The 16,979-nt window shown below is 65.4% G+C and carries 17 protein-coding genes and 1 pseudogene; 12 read left to right on the forward strand and 6 right to left on the reverse strand.

The annotated features are described in order from the left end of the window. Positions 1–75: 75 nt before the first annotated feature. Positions 76–1,212, reverse strand: a complete 1,137-nt coding sequence (locus AC1MCA_RS13340) for a glutamate--cysteine ligase (protein WP_479798021.1) — start codon at positions 1,210–1,212, stop codon at positions 76–78. 176 nt (positions 1,213–1,388) lie between these two features. Here AC1MCA_RS13340 and AC1MCA_RS13345 point away from each other — a divergent pair, with 176 nt between their 5' ends. From AC1MCA_RS13345 to AC1MCA_RS13355, 3 genes and pseudogenes are all read left to right on the forward strand, one after another. Next, on the forward strand, positions 1,389–2,438 hold the full coding sequence (locus AC1MCA_RS13345; RefSeq protein WP_479798022.1) for a hypothetical protein: 1,050 nt from the start codon (positions 1,389–1,391) through the stop codon (positions 2,436–2,438). 91 nt (positions 2,439–2,529) lie between these two features. Beyond that, positions 2,530–3,561 (forward strand): LLM class flavin-dependent oxidoreductase, encoded by a 1,032-nt coding sequence (locus AC1MCA_RS13350; protein WP_479798023.1) that lies wholly within the window; start codon positions 2,530–2,532, stop codon positions 3,559–3,561. 68 nt (positions 3,562–3,629) lie between these two features. Further along, positions 3,630–4,312: pseudogene (locus tag AC1MCA_RS13355) on the forward strand (DNA alkylation repair protein). Between the two features lie 143 nt (positions 4,313–4,455). On the opposite strand, the gene AC1MCA_RS13360 reads toward AC1MCA_RS13355, so the two are convergent. Then, entirely contained in the window at positions 4,456–4,629 is a 174-nt protein-coding gene (locus tag AC1MCA_RS13360; RefSeq protein WP_479798024.1) for a hypothetical protein, read from the reverse strand. Between the two features lie 195 nt (positions 4,630–4,824). Continuing rightward, positions 4,825–5,367 (reverse strand): TspO/MBR family protein, encoded by a 543-nt coding sequence (locus AC1MCA_RS13365; protein ID WP_479798025.1) that lies wholly within the window; start codon positions 5,365–5,367, stop codon positions 4,825–4,827. Between the two features lie 285 nt (positions 5,368–5,652). Here AC1MCA_RS13365 and AC1MCA_RS13370 point away from each other — a divergent pair, with 285 nt between their 5' ends. The 3 genes from AC1MCA_RS13370 (at position 5,653) to AC1MCA_RS13380 (ending at position 7,186) form a co-directional block, all read left to right on the forward strand. Next, on the forward strand, positions 5,653–6,207 hold the full coding sequence (locus tag AC1MCA_RS13370) for a hypothetical protein (protein WP_479798026.1): 555 nt from the start codon (positions 5,653–5,655) through the stop codon (positions 6,205–6,207). Positions 6,208–6,340: 133 nt separating this feature from the next. Continuing rightward, entirely contained in the window at positions 6,341–6,673 is a 333-nt protein-coding gene (locus AC1MCA_RS13375) for an ArsR/SmtB family transcription factor (protein ID WP_479798027.1), read from the forward strand. A 12-nt stretch (positions 6,674–6,685) separates the two neighbouring features. After that, the gene (locus tag AC1MCA_RS13380) at positions 6,686–7,186 is read left to right on the forward strand and encodes an SRPBCC family protein (protein WP_479798028.1); all 501 of its coding nucleotides are present in this window, start codon (positions 6,686–6,688) and stop codon (positions 7,184–7,186) included. An 81-nt stretch (positions 7,187–7,267) separates the two neighbouring features. On the opposite strand, the gene AC1MCA_RS13385 is transcribed toward AC1MCA_RS13380, so the two are convergent. Together AC1MCA_RS13385 and AC1MCA_RS13390 are read right to left on the reverse strand one after the other, a co-directional pair. Beyond that, positions 7,268–8,455 (reverse strand): serine hydrolase domain-containing protein, encoded by a 1,188-nt coding sequence (locus tag AC1MCA_RS13385; RefSeq protein WP_479798029.1) that lies wholly within the window; start codon positions 8,453–8,455, stop codon positions 7,268–7,270. A 10-nt stretch (positions 8,456–8,465) separates the two neighbouring features. Next, positions 8,466–9,197 (reverse strand): GntR family transcriptional regulator, encoded by a 732-nt coding sequence (locus AC1MCA_RS13390; protein WP_479798030.1) that lies wholly within the window; start codon positions 9,195–9,197, stop codon positions 8,466–8,468. Between the two features lie 148 nt (positions 9,198–9,345). On the opposite strand from AC1MCA_RS13390, the gene AC1MCA_RS13395 reads away from it, so the two are divergent. From AC1MCA_RS13395 to eda, 6 genes are all read left to right on the forward strand, one after another. Then, positions 9,346–10,728: an MFS transporter gene (locus tag AC1MCA_RS13395; RefSeq protein ID WP_479798031.1), complete on the forward strand. Its 1,383-nt coding sequence runs from the start codon at positions 9,346–9,348 to the stop codon at positions 10,726–10,728. After that, positions 10,725–11,747 carry an L-idonate 5-dehydrogenase gene (locus AC1MCA_RS13400; RefSeq protein WP_479798032.1) on the forward strand — a complete coding sequence of 341 codons (1,023 nt, stop codon included), beginning with the start codon at positions 10,725–10,727 and terminating at the stop codon, positions 11,745–11,747. Before AC1MCA_RS13395 ends, AC1MCA_RS13400 begins: the two co-directional genes overlap by 4 nt. Positions 11,748–11,792: 45 nt before the next feature. Further along, entirely contained in the window at positions 11,793–13,004 is a 1,212-nt protein-coding gene (gene manD, locus AC1MCA_RS13405; RefSeq protein ID WP_479798033.1) for a D-mannonate dehydratase ManD, read from the forward strand. 47 nt (positions 13,005–13,051) lie between these two features. Further along, entirely contained in the window at positions 13,052–13,981 is a 930-nt protein-coding gene (locus tag AC1MCA_RS13410; RefSeq protein WP_479803391.1) for a PfkB family carbohydrate kinase, read from the forward strand. Positions 13,982–14,091: 110 nt separating this feature from the next. Then, on the forward strand, positions 14,092–15,477 hold the full coding sequence (locus AC1MCA_RS13415) for a mannitol dehydrogenase family protein (protein WP_479798034.1): 1,386 nt from the start codon (positions 14,092–14,094) through the stop codon (positions 15,475–15,477). Then, positions 15,470–16,099, forward strand: a complete 630-nt coding sequence (gene eda, locus AC1MCA_RS13420; protein ID WP_479798035.1) for a bifunctional 4-hydroxy-2-oxoglutarate aldolase/2-dehydro-3-deoxy-phosphogluconate aldolase — start codon at positions 15,470–15,472, stop codon at positions 16,097–16,099. Before AC1MCA_RS13415 ends, eda begins: the two co-directional genes overlap by 8 nt. Here eda and AC1MCA_RS13425 read toward each other — a convergent pair. Beyond that, positions 16,082–16,951 (reverse strand): EamA family transporter, encoded by an 870-nt coding sequence (locus AC1MCA_RS13425; RefSeq protein WP_479798036.1) that lies wholly within the window; start codon positions 16,949–16,951, stop codon positions 16,082–16,084. The genes eda and AC1MCA_RS13425 overlap by 18 nt on opposite strands. Positions 16,952–16,979: the final 28 nt, after the last annotated feature.

The following is a 16,979-nucleotide window of genomic DNA, read 5'->3' on the forward strand; positions in this document are numbered from 1 at the left end:
GGTAGTGGAGGGCTGAAACGGGTCCTCACCTGCGCCGGGAATTCACCGGGAGTTCATTCCACCCGAGCGGCCGTATTACGCGGCGGCCGCCATGCGGAGCCCGCGGCGGTCGGCAGTATCCCGGTGCGTAAGGTCGATGGCGTTGACGACGACGGACGCCAGCCCGCCGCGCGCGAAGGCCTGACGCTGCCGGGTGGAACCCGTGCCGTGGTTGAGGATTCTCTGCAGTGACTCTGCAACGTAACCGGTGTCGCCGGCTTCATCCAAGGCGTCCCGAGCATGGTCGATGAGTGCCGTGAAGACAGTCCGCGCCGTCACGGGCCGGTGTGATGACGGATGGAGCAGCTGTCCCTGCACGCCTGAGCGGCTGGCCAGCCATGCTCCCTGGCGCAGTATGGCTGCGGGAACCATATCTGGCTGCAGTCCTGCCTGCCATTCGCTCGCTGCGGTGTCCACCAGTGCCCGCACCAGTGCTGCGATCAGGACGGCGTCCCTCGCATCCAGGCAGACATCGGACACCCGGACCTCGACTGTGGGGTGACGGGCTGAGAGGCGGGCATCAAAGTCCGGATTGGCGACCACTCCGGTGGCCGTGAGCTGGTGCACCAGCGAGTGGTAGGCGCGGGCAGAGCCAAACACCTCAGTCGGTCCTGCACTGGACCAGCGGTTCCAGGCCTGGGTGCGGAAACTGGCATAGCCACTGTCAGTGCCGTTCCAATAAGGCGAATTGGAACTCAATGCAGTGAGCGACGGCAGCCAGGATCTGATCCGGTCAAGAACCGCAACGCCTTCCTCGTCCGAGCTGACGGACACATGGACGTGGTATCCGCAGGTCAGCTGTTCCCGGGCTGTCAGGGCAAACTTGTCCATGAGCGCGTCGTAGCGATCGTTCCTCGTGGCATGAGGGATGACGGTCAGCGGTAACGTGGCCAAGGCCGCCAGCCTGGCTCCGAGCCCTTGGGCCAGCGAGTCCGCATAGCTCCGGCCCGTCCGGATCTCGTCTGCCAATGCGCTCAGGCTGCTGTGGGGACGGGTGATGACTTCGAGTTGCTCCTGCTGGAGTTCTGCCGCAAGTTCGGGGACATGTGAAGAGTTGCCGGAGGAGTGTTCGCCGGGATCGTGGAGACTCAACAGCTCCCCGGCCAGCGGCTGGGCCCGGCCGCTGGCTGGGTCAACGATCAGGAATTCTTCTTCAACACCGAATGTACGCACGTGCTAAGTGTGTGGGTCCGGAATGGGGCCAAAAGACCTGTTCATGTGCCGGCAACCTTAGCGCCGCCCCGTTGCGCGGCGCGACAGTGTTCACTGCGGCGCAACCTGCGCGTGGGCCCGCGTTGGTCCGCGGCAGAAAGTCTGTTCACGCATCCCTCCACACGTTAGGAATCCCCATGCGCCTGAACAGATTCAAGACCGCAGCAGCAGTGGCCCTCATCGCAGCCGGCGTTGGCACCGCGATCGTGCCCGCGAATGCCGCCGAAAACAACCCTGCCGCCGGTCCGGCCTTCACCTTCGGGGTCATCGGCGACATCCCGTATGGCGCCGCAGAGATCACGAAGTTCCCCGCCCGCATCCAGGACATCAATGCGGACAGCGAGTTGAAGTTTGTCGCGCACGTGGGCGACATCAAGAACGGGTCTTCCGTGTGTTCGGACGCCTACTTTGAGCACATCCGCTCCGCGTTCGACACTTTCGAGCACCCGCTGGTCTTCACCCCTGGCGACAACGAGTGGGTGGACTGCCACCGGACCAACAACGGCGCATACAACCCGCTGGAGCGGCTGGACAAGCTCCGCGAAGTCTTCTTCGACGAACCCGGCAAGACCCTGGGTGAGACCATGCCGGTCAAGACCCAGGAAGACCTCGGCCTGCCGGAGAACGTCCGCTTCACGCAGAACCGTGTGGCCTTCTCCGTGGTGAATGTCCAAGGCAGCAACAACTCGCTGCAGCCTTGGTCAGGCCTCGGCAAAACGGCCGCCACACCCGAGCAGCTGGCTGAAGTGGCGCACCGGACCGGCGCTGTCCTGGCCCAGGTGCGCGAAACCTTCAGTGATGCCACCCGCCGGAACGACAGGGCCGTGGTGCTGATGACCCAGGCCGACATGTTCGACCCTGCGCTGCTCGACGCCGCATTGGCCAACCCTGAAACCATGTCCGGCTTCAGGGAAATCGTCCAGACCATCATTGCGGAGACCAACCGCTTTGACGGTCCCGTCTACCTCATCAACGGAGACAGCCACATCTTCGCCGAAAACAAGCCACTGGCCGCAGGCTCACCCTGGCTCCAGGTGTACGGCGGAGGCGCCGGAGCGGATGATCTGCAGCGCATCACGGTGGACGGCTCCAACAACGCCACTAACTACGTCAGGTTCACGGTTGCCGGGAACAGTGCCGACGGTACCGAGGTGCTTTCCTGGGACAAGGTCGCCTTCAGCGGCTAACAATAGTGGTGAACGGACGACGGCGGCGCGCGGCCGCCGTCCGTCCGTCCACCTCAGGAATGAAACCAGAAGATTGAATGTTCAACTAAACATGGACTTTGGGATCTTCACCTTCGGCGAACTTTCACGCAACATCACCACAGGCAGCGCCCTGTCGCCCCAACAGCGGCTCAAAGAGGTGATTGAACTGGCCAAACTGGCGGACCAGGCGGGCCTCAGCTTCCTGGGGCTCGGCGAGCACCACCGGCGCGACTTCGCCCTTTCGGCTCCGGAAGTCGTGCTGGCAGCCATCGCCCGCGAAACCACCAGCCTCAGGCTCAGCACCGCCGTCACGGTGCTTTCCACGCAGGACCCGGTACGGCTCTTTGAACAGTTCGCCACGCTTGACCTGATCAGTGACGGACGCGCCGAGATCATTGCCGGCCGTGGGGCCTTCATCGAGTCCTACCCGCTGTTCGGCCACAGCACGGAGGACTACGACGGCCTGTTCGACGAGAAGTTGCGGATGCTGCTGGAATTGCGGGACAACGCCACGCTGACCTGGAATGGAGACCTCACCCAGAGCATTCCGGGCATGGACATCGCGCCCCGTCCGGTGCAGGAAAAGCTGCCCGTCTGGGTGGGCGTGGGCGGGACCCCGGCCAGCTTCGCCCGGGCAGGACGCCTGGGCCTTCCCCTGTTCATCGCGCTGCTGTCCGGGCCGGAACGGTTCCGCCGCCTGGCGGAGCTATACCGGCACAGCGCGGACGAGGCAGGCCACGATTCCGCAACGCTGCAGGTGGGTGTGGGCGGCCACTTCTACGCGGCACCCACCTCGCAGCAGGCGCGGGACACTTTCTACCCGCACTACCGGGCCTACTTCGAGCAGAACATGCCCCGGCCGGTGGACCACTTTCCGCGGTCCACCTTTGATGACTGGAGCGAACCGGGCGGCGGCCTGCTGGTGGGGAGCCCGCAGCAGGTCACCGAGAAGCTCCTTGAAATCCACCAGGCCCTGGGCAACAGCCGCTACATGGCTCAGATCGGCCTGGGCGGGCTGCCGTTCGCCGAGACCGCCCGCTCGATCGAACTCCTCGCCACCGAAATCATGCCGGCCGTAAACCGCGGGATCGGCGTTGCCTGAGCCCCGCGGCGGGGAATGTGGGGCTGCTGACCGTAGGCTGGGACCGATGCAAGGTGACCCGGGATGGCATGGCGGAGACGGCAACGGCACGGCTGCTGGACGAAGTGATGGCCGAGCTGGCCGCACTCGAAGACCCGAAAATGCGCGAGGCGAACGGGAAGCGCGGCGATGACCACGGGTGAACCTGTCCAAGCTGCGCGCCGTCGCGAAACGGCTGAAGACACAGCAGGACCTCGCCCTCGCGCTCTGGGCGACGGACAGCACCGCGGCGAGGCTGCTGGCGCTGCGGGTATGCCGGCCCAAGGCCTTTGACCGCGGCCAGCTGGACACCATGCTGCGCGAGGCGCTGGCCCCCAAGGTGCACGACTGGCTGGTGAACTACGTGGTGAAGAACAGCCCGCACGCGGAAGATTTACGCGTTGCCTGGACGGCGGATGCGGATCCCGTTGTTGCCAGCGCCGGATGGGCCCTCACCAGCGAACGGGTTGCCAAGAAGCCTGAAGGGCTCGACCTCCCGGCTCTGCTGGACACCATCGAGGCTGAGATGAAGGACGCTCCGGACCGGCTGCAGTGGGCGATGAACCAGACGTTGGCTTTCATTGGGATCGAGTACGCGGGCTACCGGGCCCGCGCGCTCGATATCGGCGAACGCCTGGAGGTCCTCAAGGACTATCCGACGCCGCCGAACTGCACCTCGCCGTTCGCGCCGAGCTGGATCAACGAAATGGTGGGACGCCGAGCCAAAGCCTGATTGAAGCGCGCCGGCAAGTTCGCCCGCGAAGGCGCCACGCGTGCCGACGCCTCACAAAACAGGAAGCGGACGACGCCGGGAGGTTGCGGCGTCGTCCGCTTCCTTTTGTGTGTGGAACTGTCCACGCGTTTCGGGCAGTGATGCTAGACGCGGACGCTGACCGTGAAGGTGTTGGGGCCGCTGCAGTGGACGGCGATGTGGCCCTTGGGGGCGTTTGTCCTGGCCGAGAGGTCATTGACGATCCCCTCGAGGGTGTGGTCGATGGCAGACCGGTCCCAGATTTTCAGCGTTACGGAGTCAGTGGTTTCAAACGTCATTGTCAGTACTTTCGCTCATGCAGTTGACGGCCCCTTGTCGTCTTTGAAGGAGCCGCATCCTCGTCGGTGAGGATTGCTGATCTTTGTAATACGGGAGTGAAGTCCCTTGATCATGGTTCAGGTTCGCCTCCCGCGTTCGCAACCGAAACGGCGAAAATGTGAGCGATTACACGCTCGGGCGCCCCGGCGCGCGCCTTAGTTACGGACGGCGGCGTAAAGGTTCAGGGACGCCGAAAAAACCAGCCATGAAATGTTCGGCAGCATCAGTACCCCGGCTGTCCGGCTGATGGGGCCGAAGTGCGCCACCGTCAGGACCGCGGCGAGCAAGAGTGCGGCAAGCACCGCCAGCGCCAGCCAGAGTGCCGCGCTGCCCAGCAGGGGATACAGCCCGAAGAAGGTCATGGGCCAGAGCAGGTTCAGCGCCAGTTGGATTCCGTAGATTCTGAGCGCGACCCGGCGCGGCAGGCGACGCTGCCGCCACACCAGCCATGCAGCGACGGCCATCGCCGCGTACAGCGTGAGCCAGACGGACGTGAACATCAGGCCCGGAGGACTCCAGGGCGCCAGTTCCATTTGCGCGTACCAGCTGCCCGTCGCGATGCGGACCGGGATTGAACCCACCAGCGACACGGCCCAGGACAGTGTGAGGAATCCGAGCAGGGCTGCGAGCTGCAACAGCCAGGAAGGCTCGTCCGGTACTGCCGGACCAGGCGTTCCGGTGGGGATATTTGCAGGCACTGACCTACTGTGGGCAATGACGGGCATCCGCGTCAAACCGGCGGTGCCCAGGTTCCAAATTATGATCGACGCGGCCTTCCACCAGGCGTATTCTTTCAGCTGGGCACTACTGTTAGATGCCCTCAATTCGAAAGTGCCCTGACATCTTATCGGGCGCCGCGTTTGGGTCCACGCGCTGGGGAATGAAGCCCGTTGTGCCGCCGCCGGCGTCGCCGCCGATCCCGGCCGAGCAAATTCCTCTTCGCTGAAGATGGAAATCCTGTTGCTTTACAAAGAGGTCAAGCAATGAAAATTTATGTCCGTCGATTCGTTATGCTTTTCGTCGCCGCGCTGATCGTCTTCATGACGGGTGTTTCGGCCGCACAGGCGGCCAGCCCGCACTTCAAGAAAAACGGTGAACCGGTCTGTACGTTTACGAGCGGAACCACAGCAACCACCACGTGCCGTGCAGTGCTTGCCGGCCTGGGAAACGCTGACCTGGTAGCAAAACTAAGCGTTTCAGGGTCCGCTGAGTACATTTGCCAAAACAATGGTGGTCAGCAGGCGCCTGGACAAAACAAGGTCCTCGCAGGCCCGGCCACTTCGGATACCTCCATCCCCGCAGACAAGATCAAGAACGGAAACCTTACACTCGTTACTAATCCCGCGGTCCTGACGACTCCCGCAACAGTCAGCGCCGCTGCCGCTGGTTGCCCGAACAACAATTGGACGGGTGTGGATCCTGTGCTCACGGTGACTAGCATTGAGCTGGTCATTGAGCAGCCTCCGGGAACGCGGATCTTCACCTGCAGTGCCTCAGACCCGGACGGCCTGACCAGCCCGGTAACGCTCTCCTGCTAGTAAGACAATTGATCCATGGCGAAAAGCGCTGGCGGGGCTTCCGGGCCCCGCCAGCGTTGTGAGCTTCAGTGATTGGCGCCCGCCCAAACCCGACTGTTGACCCCCATAACTGACGGGCATAATATACAACCAAATGGTTGTAGATCAGCTCAGTGATTCCGACGTCGACCGCCTTTTCCAGGCGCTGGCGGACGGCACCCGGCGGGACATTGTCCGGCGGGTATCCGGGGACGGGTATTCCGTGTCGGGCCTTGCTGCCCTCTACGCCATGAGCTTCGCCGCCGTCCAGAAACATGTGGCGGTGCTGGAGCGCGCTTCCCTGGTGACCAAGGAGAAGCGCGGACGGGAGCAGATCGTGCGGGGCAACCATGAAGGACTGCAGAAGGCCCGCCGGCTGCTTGACGAGTATGAAGCGATCTGGCGCCAGCGGGCCGAGCGGATCGCAGACATTCTGGCTGAAGAATAGGAAGGTTGCGCAATGCCTGTTATCAGTTCCACCAAGAATCTCGAGGCACTCAGCCTCACCCTCGTGGCGGAGTTCGACGCCGGCGTCGAACGCGTCTGGCAGATCTGGGAAGATCCCCGCCAGCTGGAGCGCTGGTGGGGTCCGCCCGGCTATCCGGCAACGTTTGACCGCTTCGACTTCCAGCCGGGCGGAAAAGCGGACTATTACATGACTACGCCTGAGGGGGAAAAGCCCCGCGGCTGGTGGCGGTTCACCGCAATCGAGGCGGCGCGGAAGCTGGAGTTCGACGACGGCTTCTCCGATGCTGATGGCGCCCCGCAAGACGAATTGGGCAGCTCCCATGCCACCGTGGACCTGGAAGACCTCGGCGGCCGCACCCGGATGACCATCAGGTCCACTTTCGAGTCCGAAGAGCAGATGGAAGAGATGGTCCAGATGGGCATGGAGGAAGGCATGAAGGAGGCTGCGGGCCAGATCGACGCCGTCCTCGCCGAACCCGCCCGCGCCCGGTAAGGCCCGGGAACCGCAACAGAGAAGAAGAATCCGACGGCGGGACGTCCCGCCGTCGGACTCTTCCGTTTTGTCTGCTGGTGCCTAGCAGGCCTGATTGAGCGCTGCGCTGGCCGCGTCCAGCATCTGGTTACCCAACGCATTGAACGATGCCGGCGGCGATCCCGCGGGCGTCGCCACGGTAATTGCCAATTGCCTGGAGCCGTCCAGGCTGCCCATCGCCAGTGAGGTGTAGCCCAGCACATCCCCGACGTGCCCGAAATAACTGTTGTTGGAGCACTCGTCGTAGATTTTCATGAGGCCCAGCCCGTAATCTTCGCGTCCGGCCTTGAGCATCTCCTGAAGCGTGGCCTGCTTGAGCAGCTTCCCACCGACCAGTGCCGCGAGGAAGGCGTTCAGGTCCGGGACGGTGGAAATCATGCCGCTGTCCGGGGCGTTCCGGTACATGGCCGGGCGGGTCACATCCACGCGGTCAAGGCCCAGCAGCGAATACGCATGGACCATGCGCTCCCCGGCGTTCTCACCGCCCATCATGTGCGTACCTTCAAGTCCCAGGGGTTCCACAATGTCACTGTGGAGGACCTCGCCAATGCCGCGCCCCCGCAGCCGCTCAACCAGGAGCGCCAACACTACATAGTTGGAGCCGGAGTAAGTAAACTCTTCAGGGCGCCGGCGGGGCCACGGCGCGCCGGCAGCGGCGGCCAGGCGGTCCGCATGGCTCATCGTCCTGGCCATGAGTTCGTTGAGGGGGGACACGCTGCGCAGGGCGTCCCAGTATTCCGGAATTCCGGACCTGTGGTTCAGTACGCTGCGCACGGTGACCGGTCCAGGCGGACTGAGTACAGTCTCGATTTCCGGAAGATATTGGGTGATGGGGTCATCCAGGTCCACCCGCCCTTCCTCCACCAGCTTCATGACCGAAACGGCAACCATGGCTTTCGTGATGTCGCCAATCTGGACCTGGTCGGCGAGCTGGACCCGCTCCTGGCCCTCGTGGCTGCGGACGCCAACGGCCGTGGACCATTCACCGGTCCGTGCCTTGATCTGCATGATGACAGCGGAGGCACCGGCCGCCTGAAGGTCGCCGGCGTAACGCTCCAGCACGCCGACGAACGCCGGCTTCTTCGAGGGCTCCGGCGTGACGGGCCGCGCGGCAGAGGACTGTTCCTCAGACCGATCAGGAGCTGGAGTGCACCCGACGAGCGGGGCAACCAGGGCCGTTGCCAGGGCGGCAAACCGGAAGAAGATGTTTCGGCTGATGACTGTCCGCATGTCGGCCGGCTCAGGAGAGGCGTGCCACGCTTCGGCGGCCCGGACGCGGGACCGTGCCGTCCGAAAAGAGCTCCGGTGTTGCAGCCTGGATCCGCTTCACATCGTCAAAAACACCCCGGAGGTGCAGCCGCAGTGAGCTGTCGGCATCCTCGGGCCTGTTGGCTTCGAGGGCATCCACCACTGCGGTGTGCTGTTGGATCAGGGTTGAGACGGGCCTGGTGTCCAGGAGGCTCAGGCGGCGGGCACGGTCGAGGTGGGCCTTGGCGGAGTTGACGGCCGCCCAGGCGGATTCGTGGCCCGCCAAGCGGAGAAGCTCCCGGTGGAAGTCCTCATCCAGGCGGAAGAACTCCTCAATGTCCCCGCTCGAATCGGCGTCGGTCTGCTTTTCCAGGATCCGGCGCAGTCCGGCAATACCTTCGCTGTCCACTGTAAGGTCGCGCATCGAAGCGCACTCGATGGCCTCCCGGACAAACTGCGCTTCCGAGACCCGGGCAAGGTCCACCAAAGAGACGAACGAACCGATTTGGGGAAAGACCTGCACCAGCCCCTCCTCGCGGAGCAGAATCAGGCTCTCACGGACCGGCGTCCGGCTGACACCCAGTTCCTGCGCCAGCTCATTCTCCGAGAGCGGCTCACCGGGTGGGAGCTGCAGGGAAATGATGCGACGCCGGAGTGTTTCCAGGGTCTGGTCCCGGACGGACAGTCGCGGCGCGTGTCCCTTGCCGTTCTTCTCGGTTGCCATAAGCCCATTCTATTCTCTTGACACACTAGAATGGTAGTGCTTGTATGGTAGTAGTGAACGAGGTGCTGACGGTCACACTTTCCCCAAATTCAGCACGCTTCTACCGTTCTGACCTCCCCGTTTTTCATCGCCTGCAAAGGAGCACCAGATGACTGAGAGCATCTCGCCGCCCATTACCAAGCCGGAAGCAAAACCCACCAAGGAACTGGCCAAAGTCGCCGTTTCGGGTTGGCTCGGAACCGCCATGGAATTTATGGACTTCCAGCTGTACTCGTTGGCCGCAGCCATCGTTTTCAACAAACTGTTCTTCCCCGACGTCAGCCCCATCATCGGCCTGATCGCCGCCATGGCAACCTACGGCGTGGGTTACGTTGCCCGCCTCGCCGGCGCCGTCTACTTCGGCCGCATGGGTGACCGGATCGGCCGCAAGAAGGTCCTTTTCATCACCATCGCCCTGATGGGCGCGTCCACAACGCTGATCGGTGTCCTCCCCACCTACGCCATGATCGGCGTCTGGGCGCCCATCATGCTGGTCGCGCTGCGCCTGGCGCAGGGTTTCGGTGCCGGCGCCGAGATCGCCGGTGCAACCGTGATGCTGGCGGAGTTCGCTCCCGCACGCCGCCGCGGCCTCATCTCCTCGCTCGTCTGCCTCGGCACCAACTCAGGCACCCTCGCAGCCTCCGGGATCTGGGCAATCCTCGTCTCCACCCTGTCTGAAGAAGACCTGCTCAGCTGGGGCTGGCGCATCCCGTTCCTGTTCAGCTTCGTACTCATGATTTTCGCCGTCTGGGTCCGCCGTTCCGTCAAGGAAAGCCCGGTGTTCGAAGAGCGGGCCGACGTGGTGGATGGTGTTGCACTGTCCAAGCGCGAAATCGCTGCCGCGGAAGAGCTCGCCAAGACCAGCACCATCGAAGCAGCCCTGCACCAGCGCAAGGGCAAGGCGTTCCTCATCGCCCTGGGCCTGCGCTTCGGCCAGGCAGGCAACTCCGGCCTGATCCAGACCTTCCTCATCGGTTACCTCGCCACCGTCCTCCTCGTCGATAAGAGTGTGGGCACCACGGCCATCATGTACGGCTCCCTGGTCGGCTTTGTCACCATCCCCGTCATGGGCATGCTGGGTGACCGCTTCGGCCGCCGGCCGCTCTACCTGGTGCTGAGCTCCCTCACCGCGCTGTTCGCCATCCCCATGCTGATGATGGTCACCAGCGGCAACACGGCCCTCATCACGGTGGCCATGGTCATCGGCCTGAACCTGGGCGTCCTGAGCCTCTTCGCCATGGAGAGCGTCACCATGGCTGAGTTCTTCGGAGCCCGGACCCGATTCACCCAGCTCGCCCTGGCCAAGGAAATCGGTGGCATCCTTGCCACCGCCATCGGCCCGCTGCTGGCCGCCACCCTCACCGCCATCACCGGGCACTGGTGGCCGCTGGCCGCAATGCTCATCGCCTACTCGCTTATCACCCTGATCTCAGCCTTTGTTGGACCCGAGGTCCGTGGCCGCGACATGGTCCGCCTGGAAGACGCTGTATGAAAGCCGTCGTGGTCCACGGCGCCAATGATCTCCGCATCGATGACCGGCCCGAGCCCGTTGCGGGCCCCGGCGAAGTCATCATCGACGTCGAATGGGGCGGGATCTGCGGCTCGGATCTGTCCTACTGGCGCCACGGCGCCTCGGGGACGGCGGCGCTGAAATCGCCGCTCGTCCTCGGGCACGAGGTGGCCGGCCGGATCGCCCGGCTGGGCTCCGGAGTGCAGAACCTCGACGTCGGCCAGCCGGTCACCGTCCACCCGGCCGAACTCGTGGGCGATGGCATCATGCCGGACCGCCTGGCAGGCCGCACCAACCTGTACCCGCAGATCCGGTACTTCGGATCAGCAGCCTTTGATCCCCACACCGACGGCGGATTCAGTGAGCGCAAGCTCGCCGAAGCATCCCAGATCAGGGTCCTGCCCGACGGTGTGGACACCCTGCACGGGGCCCTCGCCGAGCCGCTCGCCGTCGCCATGCACGCCGTCAAACGGGCGGGATCGCTGGCCGGCAAGGACGTGCTGGTCAACGGCGCCGGACCCATCGGCTCGCTGGTAGTGGCAGCAGCAAAGTTTGCCGGCGCCCGAAGCGTTACCGCCGCCGACATCAACGGCTCCGCACTGCAGATCGCCAAAGCCATGGGCGCTGACCACGTGGTCGACGTGTCCTCCGGCGGCCTTCCGGAGGACATGGAGCTGGTCTTCGAAGCCTCCGGCATCCCCGCGGTACTGGGCGGCGTGCTGCGGGCAACGGCCCGCGGCGGAACGCTGGTCCAGGTCGGGAACCTTCCCGGCGCACCGGCCCCCGCAGCACTGGGGGACCTGGTGACCCGGGAGATCACCTGGATCGGTTCGTACCGGTTCGTGGATGAGATCAGCGACGCACTCCAGGCCATGGCCAACGGGTTGGACGTCTCCCCGGTCATCACGCACAAGTACGGGATCGACGAGGCAGCCGAAGCCATACGGGTTTTCGGCGACCCGACGTCCGGCAGCAGCAAAGTCATGCTCCGGCTCTCCTAGCCCCACTCACCATTTCCAGACCATCTCCACCTGAAGGACCAACCAGTGAAGATCACCGACGCACGGGTAGTGGTTTCGTCGCCCGGACGGAACTACGTCACGCTCGTTATTGAAACCGAGGACGGCATCACCGGCATCGGCGATGCCACCCTCAACGGCCGCGAGCTGGCCGTGGCGTCCTACCTGTCCGAGCACCTATGCCCGCTCCTGATCGGCCGCGACGCCCGCCGGATCGAGGACGCCTGGCAGTACTTCTACAAGGGTGCCTACTGGCGCCGCGGCCCGGTGACCATGACGGCGATCGCAGCGATCGACGTCGCGCTCTGGGACATCAAGGGCAAGGCCGCCGGCATGCCCGTGTACGAACTGCTGGGCGGTGCCGCCCGCGAGGGTGTGATGGTTTATGGGCATGCCAGCGGATCCACCCTGGCGGACCTGAGCGCCGACTTCCAACACCACCTGGACCTCGGCTACAAGGCCATCCGCGTCCAGGCGGCGGTCCCGGGCCTGGACAAGACCTACGGCATCGCCCCGGTGGACGGGAAGATGTACGAGCCCGCCAGCGGCAACGTCCCGCAGGAGGACACCTGGGAGACGTCGGCGTACCTCGATTTCGCGCCGAAGATGATGGCCCACGTCCGTGACGAATTCGGGTACGGCGTGCACGTCCTTCACGACGTCCACCACCGCCTGTCGCCGATCGAAGCAGGCCGGCTGGGCGCCTCGCTGGAAGAGTACCGGCCGTTCTGGATCGAGGATCCGACGCCGGCGGAAGACCAGTCCGCGTTCCGCCTGATCCGCCAGCACACCACCACCCCCATCGCGGTGGGCGAGGTATTCAACTCGATCTGGGACTGCCAGCAGCTGATCACCGAACGGCTCATCGACTACATCCGCACATCGGTTTCACACGCCGGCGGCATCACGCACATCCGCCGGATCTTCTCCCTCGCCGACCTCTACGGGGTGCGCTCCGGATCGCACGGCGCGGGCGATCTCTCCCCGGCCTCCTTCGCGGCGGCACTGCATGTGGACATGAGCATCCCCAACTTCGGGATCCAGGAATACATGGGCCACAGGGAGCCGGCAAACGAGGTTTTCGCCACCTCCTACACCTTCAATGACGGCTACATGCACCCCGGGGACGCCCCCGGCATCGGCGTAGAGTTCAACGAGGGAGCCGCCGCCCGCTTCCCCTTCGACCCGAAATACCTTCCCATCAACCGGCGGCTCGACGGATCGGTGCATGACTGGTGAACGACGCAACGCGCGAAAGCAACAACCAGCCGTTCGACGTCGTCGTGATGGGCGAGATTCTGGTTGAGGTGGCCACCGACGTCGCCTTCGCCCATGGCGTGCCGGCCCAGCTGGGCTTTTCCGGCGACGCCCTGAACGTGGCCGCCGCGGCGGCAGCAGCCGGGGCGCGGGTAGGACTGCTCTCGGTACTGACCGACGACGACCTCGGCCAGGCGATTGCGGCCCGGATTGCGGAACTCGGCATCTCAACCCGCCTGGTGAAGTTCCGTGCCGGCCAGCAGGGCGTGTACCTGGTGCACTCCGATCCGGAAGGCCAGCGGGAGTTCTCGTACGCCCGCAGCGGCAGCGTCGGATCCAGCCTCGGCCCCGACGACGTCGACCCGGCAGTGTTCGCGTCCGCCGGCGCCGTGGTGGCCGGCGGGATCGCGTGCGCCATTTCCGAATCGTCCCGCGCCGCAGTCATGAAGGCCGCCGCGGTGTCCAGACGCTTTGTGTTCGATCCCAACTTCCGCCCCCGCCTGACGTCCGTGGAGGACGCGACGGCGGCGCTTCTGCAGCTCGCGCCGCGGAGCTATCTGGTAACACCGTCCTTTCCCGGCGAAACCTCAGCCCTGCTGGGCACCTCCACACCGGCGGAGGCGGCTGCAAAGCTCCTCGGCCTCGGCGCCACCAACGTTGCCGTGACCTGCGGGGCAGAAGGGATCCAGCTGGAAGGCGAAGGCCTGGACAGCACCTGGATTGAATCCATCCCTGCCCCGGCAGTGGTGGACCAGACCGGCGCGGGCGATGCCTTCGTCGGCACGCTGACCGCCCGGATGGTGCTGGGCGACCCCTTGCCCGCGGCGGCTCGGTACGGCGCCGCCGCGGCATCCCTGGTGGTGGGCGGCAAGGGCGGGACCGGCTTCATTCCCACCTTCGAACAGACCAGAGCGCACGCTGCAGGGGCCGCCAAAGGAGAACTGACATCGCACGCCTAAGCAACGCCACCCTCGCTGCGCTCGGCACCGGTACAGGTGCAGGCGCCGACCACGGCACCGCCGCAGCGCCCCAGAGCCTGCTGCCGCGTGGGGACGTTCGTCCCGGCATCGTGCACCTCGGCCTCGGAGCCTTTGCCCGTGCCCACACGGCGGTGTTCACCGAAAATGCCATGCTCGCTTCCGGCGACTTCAGCTGGGGGATCGTTGGCATCACCCAGCGCTCCGATACCGTCGCACGGCAGCTGGCTCCGCAGGACGGGCTCTTCACGGTGGCCGAGCGGGGTGCCGGAGCCGCGCCCCTCCGGGTGGTGTCCAGCATCGTGGAGGCCATCTCCGGCAGGGACCGCCCGGACACAGTGGTGGACCGGATTGCCGCCGCCGCCACCCGGGTGGTGACGCTGACCGTCACCGAGAAGGGCTACCGGATCGATCCGCAGACCGGGTCGCTGAACACCGCCGACGAACAGGTGCGGGCTGACCTCGCCGGCAACCCGCCGCAGACGGCCATCGGACAGATCGCGCGCGGCATCCAGCAGCGCTTCCGTACCGGTGCGGGTCCCCTCACGGTGCTCTCCTGCGATAACCTCCCGGCCAACGGCGAGCTGACCGGCACCCTGGTCCGCGCCTTTGCCGCCGCACTGCCCGCTGCTGAGTCGGGGCCGCTGCTGGCCTGGTTGGACGCGAACGTCACGTTCCCGTCCACCATGGTTGACCGGATGGTGCCGGCCACCACCGACGGCGACCTCGACGCCGTCGAACATGAACTTGGCCTCCGGGACGAGGCCGCCGTGGTGGCTGAGCCCTTTATGCAATGGGTCATCGAAGACAACTTCGCCGCAGACCGGCCCGCCTGGGAGAAAGCCGGTGCGCTGTTCAGTACCGACGTTGCGGCGTGGGAAGCGGCCAAACTGCGCCTGCTCAACGCCAGCCACTCCATGCTGGCCTACCTGGGTCTGGCCACCGGCAAAACGACCATCGCCGACGCCGTCGGAGAAGACGCCTTCCGTCTCGCGTGCAGCCGCATGATGGCCGGGGACGCCCTGCCTGTCATCGAACTGCCGGACGGCCTCGACAGCGAAACCTACTGCGCCAACGTCCTTGAACGCTTCGCGAACCCTGCCCTGGGGCACACCACGGCCAAGGTGGGCAGCGACGGGTCACAGAAGATCGGACTGCGGCTCCTGACCACCATCCGCGCCAACCTCGACGCCGGCCGCGAACCCCGCTGGGCCGCGCTCGCCGTCGCCGCGTGGATGCACCATGTGGCCTCCACCCCGACGGCGGACCTGAACGATCCGCTCGCAACGGATCTGCACGCAGCACTTCCGGACACGCGCACCGCGGCCACGGTGGTCCCTGCACTGCTTGGCTTTGGCGGCATTTTCGATCCGGAGCTCGCCGCGCATCGGGGCTTCACCGACCTCCTCCTTCACTGGTACCGCATTATCGACACGCAGGGCCTGGACGGCCTGAGAAATGAGATCAACCATGGCTGACGCCACCAGCGTCCTGAACGTTTCGCCCGTCATCCCGGTGGTGACCATCGATGACCCGCGGCACGCTGTTCCGGTGGCCAAGGCATTGGCCGACGGCGGCGTCCGCATCATCGAGCTCACGCTCCGTACCGAGAGCGCACTGACATCGCTGAAGCTTATTGCCGACGAGGTGCCCGAGATCCTGGTCGGGGCCGGAACCGTGCTGACTCCGGCCCAGGCCGACGCCGTCGTGGCCGCCGGAGCGCAGTTCATCGTCAGTCCGGGGGTCACCCCGGCCCTGCTGGATCACCTGCTGACCGTCGGCGTGCCTGTACTCCCAGGCGTTGCCACGGTGGGGGAAGTCATGCAGGTCCTGGAGCGGGGCCTGACGGCCATGAAGTTCTTCCCGGCCGGGCCGGCAGGCGGACCGGACTACCTTGCCGCCATCGGGGCGCCCATCCCGCAGGTACAGTTCTGCCCCACCGGCGGGGTCAGCATTGCCACGGCACCCAAGTACCTGGCCCTGCCCAACGTCTCCTGCGTCGGCGGCAGCTGGCTCACCCCGCGCGCGGCCATAGAGAACGAGGACTGGCGCGAGATCACCCAGCTCGCCCGGGTCACGGCCTCACTGGCGACCGGCTGAGCGGGGCGCCCACAGGAGGGCGCACGCGTTGGCGACGACAATCAGGATGATGCCCGTCCACTGGAGTGCGCCCAGTTCCTCGTGCAGCGCCACCATCCCCACGATGGCGGCGAACACGGGGTTGATGCTCATCAGGATTCCGAACACGTTCGGGGCGATGCGCCGCAGCGCCACGAGGTCAGCGACGTAGGGGACCACCGAGGCCAGGACGCCGGCCCCCACAGCGCAGAGCACAGTGAAGGCGTCGGGCTGGTCCCGGAGGAAGATGACCACGGCAACCGGCAGGAACAGGGCGGCCGAAATGCCGGTCGCGGTGGCGGTTCCCTGGACTCCGGGGATCCTGCGGCCCACGGTCCGGTTGAGCAGGATGTACGCGGCCCAGCAGCACGCTGCGAGCAAGGCGAAGCCAATGCCGAGGTAATCGGTGGAGGGCTTCGGCTGCGTAATGGCCACAACACCGGCCCCGGCGGCTACTGCACAGAGCGCACTGGCTTTGCTGCGGGAACCCAACAGGGCCACGGCCAGGGGGCCAAGGAATTCCAGGGTCACGGCCAGGCCCAGCCCTACGCGGTCGATGGCGGCGTACAGGCCGAGGTTCATGGTTCCAAAGGCGGCCGCCAGCAGGAGGACCGGCCACCATTGGTGCCGGGTCAGCACCCTGATGTTCGGCCGGACGATGGGAAGCAGGACAGCTGCGGCGATGAGTTGCCGCACCGCCACCACCCCCACCGGCCCCATCCCGGGGAACGCCAGCGAGCCGCTGGCGGCGCCGAGCTGATTAGATAGGGCGCTTGCCACCAGCGTTGCTGCACCCGTCCTGGTTCCCTTGTCCGTCCCGCCGTTCTTCGCCATAGATGCAGTGTGCGCGCGGCGACCGGAT

This window comes from Arthrobacter sp. BK1, assembly GCF_056680055.1.

Coding starts and splice junctions, on each gene's coding strand:
- AC1MCA_RS13350 (WP_479798023.1), top strand. CDS start 2,530: ATGGACTTTGGGATCTTCACCTTCGGCGAACTTTCACGCAACATCACC.
- AC1MCA_RS13385 (WP_479798029.1), bottom strand. CDS start 8,455: ATGCGGACAGTCATCAGCCGAAACATCTTCTTCCGGTTTGCCGCCCTG.
- AC1MCA_RS13345 (WP_479798022.1), top strand. CDS start 1,389: ATGCGCCTGAACAGATTCAAGACCGCAGCAGCAGTGGCCCTCATCGCA.
- AC1MCA_RS13380 (WP_479798028.1), top strand. CDS start 6,686: ATGCCTGTTATCAGTTCCACCAAGAATCTCGAGGCACTCAGCCTCACC.
- AC1MCA_RS13400 (WP_479798032.1), top strand. CDS start 10,725: ATGAAAGCCGTCGTGGTCCACGGCGCCAATGATCTCCGCATCGATGAC.
- eda (WP_479798035.1), top strand. CDS start 15,470: ATGGCTGACGCCACCAGCGTCCTGAACGTTTCGCCCGTCATCCCGGTG.
- AC1MCA_RS13360 (WP_479798024.1), bottom strand. CDS start 4,629: ATGACGTTTGAAACCACTGACTCCGTAACGCTGAAAATCTGGGACCGG.
- AC1MCA_RS13375 (WP_479798027.1), top strand. CDS start 6,341: ATGGTTGTAGATCAGCTCAGTGATTCCGACGTCGACCGCCTTTTCCAG.
- AC1MCA_RS13410 (WP_479803391.1), top strand. CDS start 13,052: ATGGGCGAGATTCTGGTTGAGGTGGCCACCGACGTCGCCTTCGCCCAT.
- AC1MCA_RS13425 (WP_479798036.1), bottom strand. CDS start 16,951: ATGGCGAAGAACGGCGGGACGGACAAGGGAACCAGGACGGGTGCAGCA.
- AC1MCA_RS13370 (WP_479798026.1), top strand. CDS start 5,653: ATGAAAATTTATGTCCGTCGATTCGTTATGCTTTTCGTCGCCGCGCTG.
- AC1MCA_RS13390 (WP_479798030.1), bottom strand. CDS start 9,197: ATGGCAACCGAGAAGAACGGCAAGGGACACGCGCCGCGACTGTCCGTC.
- AC1MCA_RS13395 (WP_479798031.1), top strand. CDS start 9,346: ATGACTGAGAGCATCTCGCCGCCCATTACCAAGCCGGAAGCAAAACCC.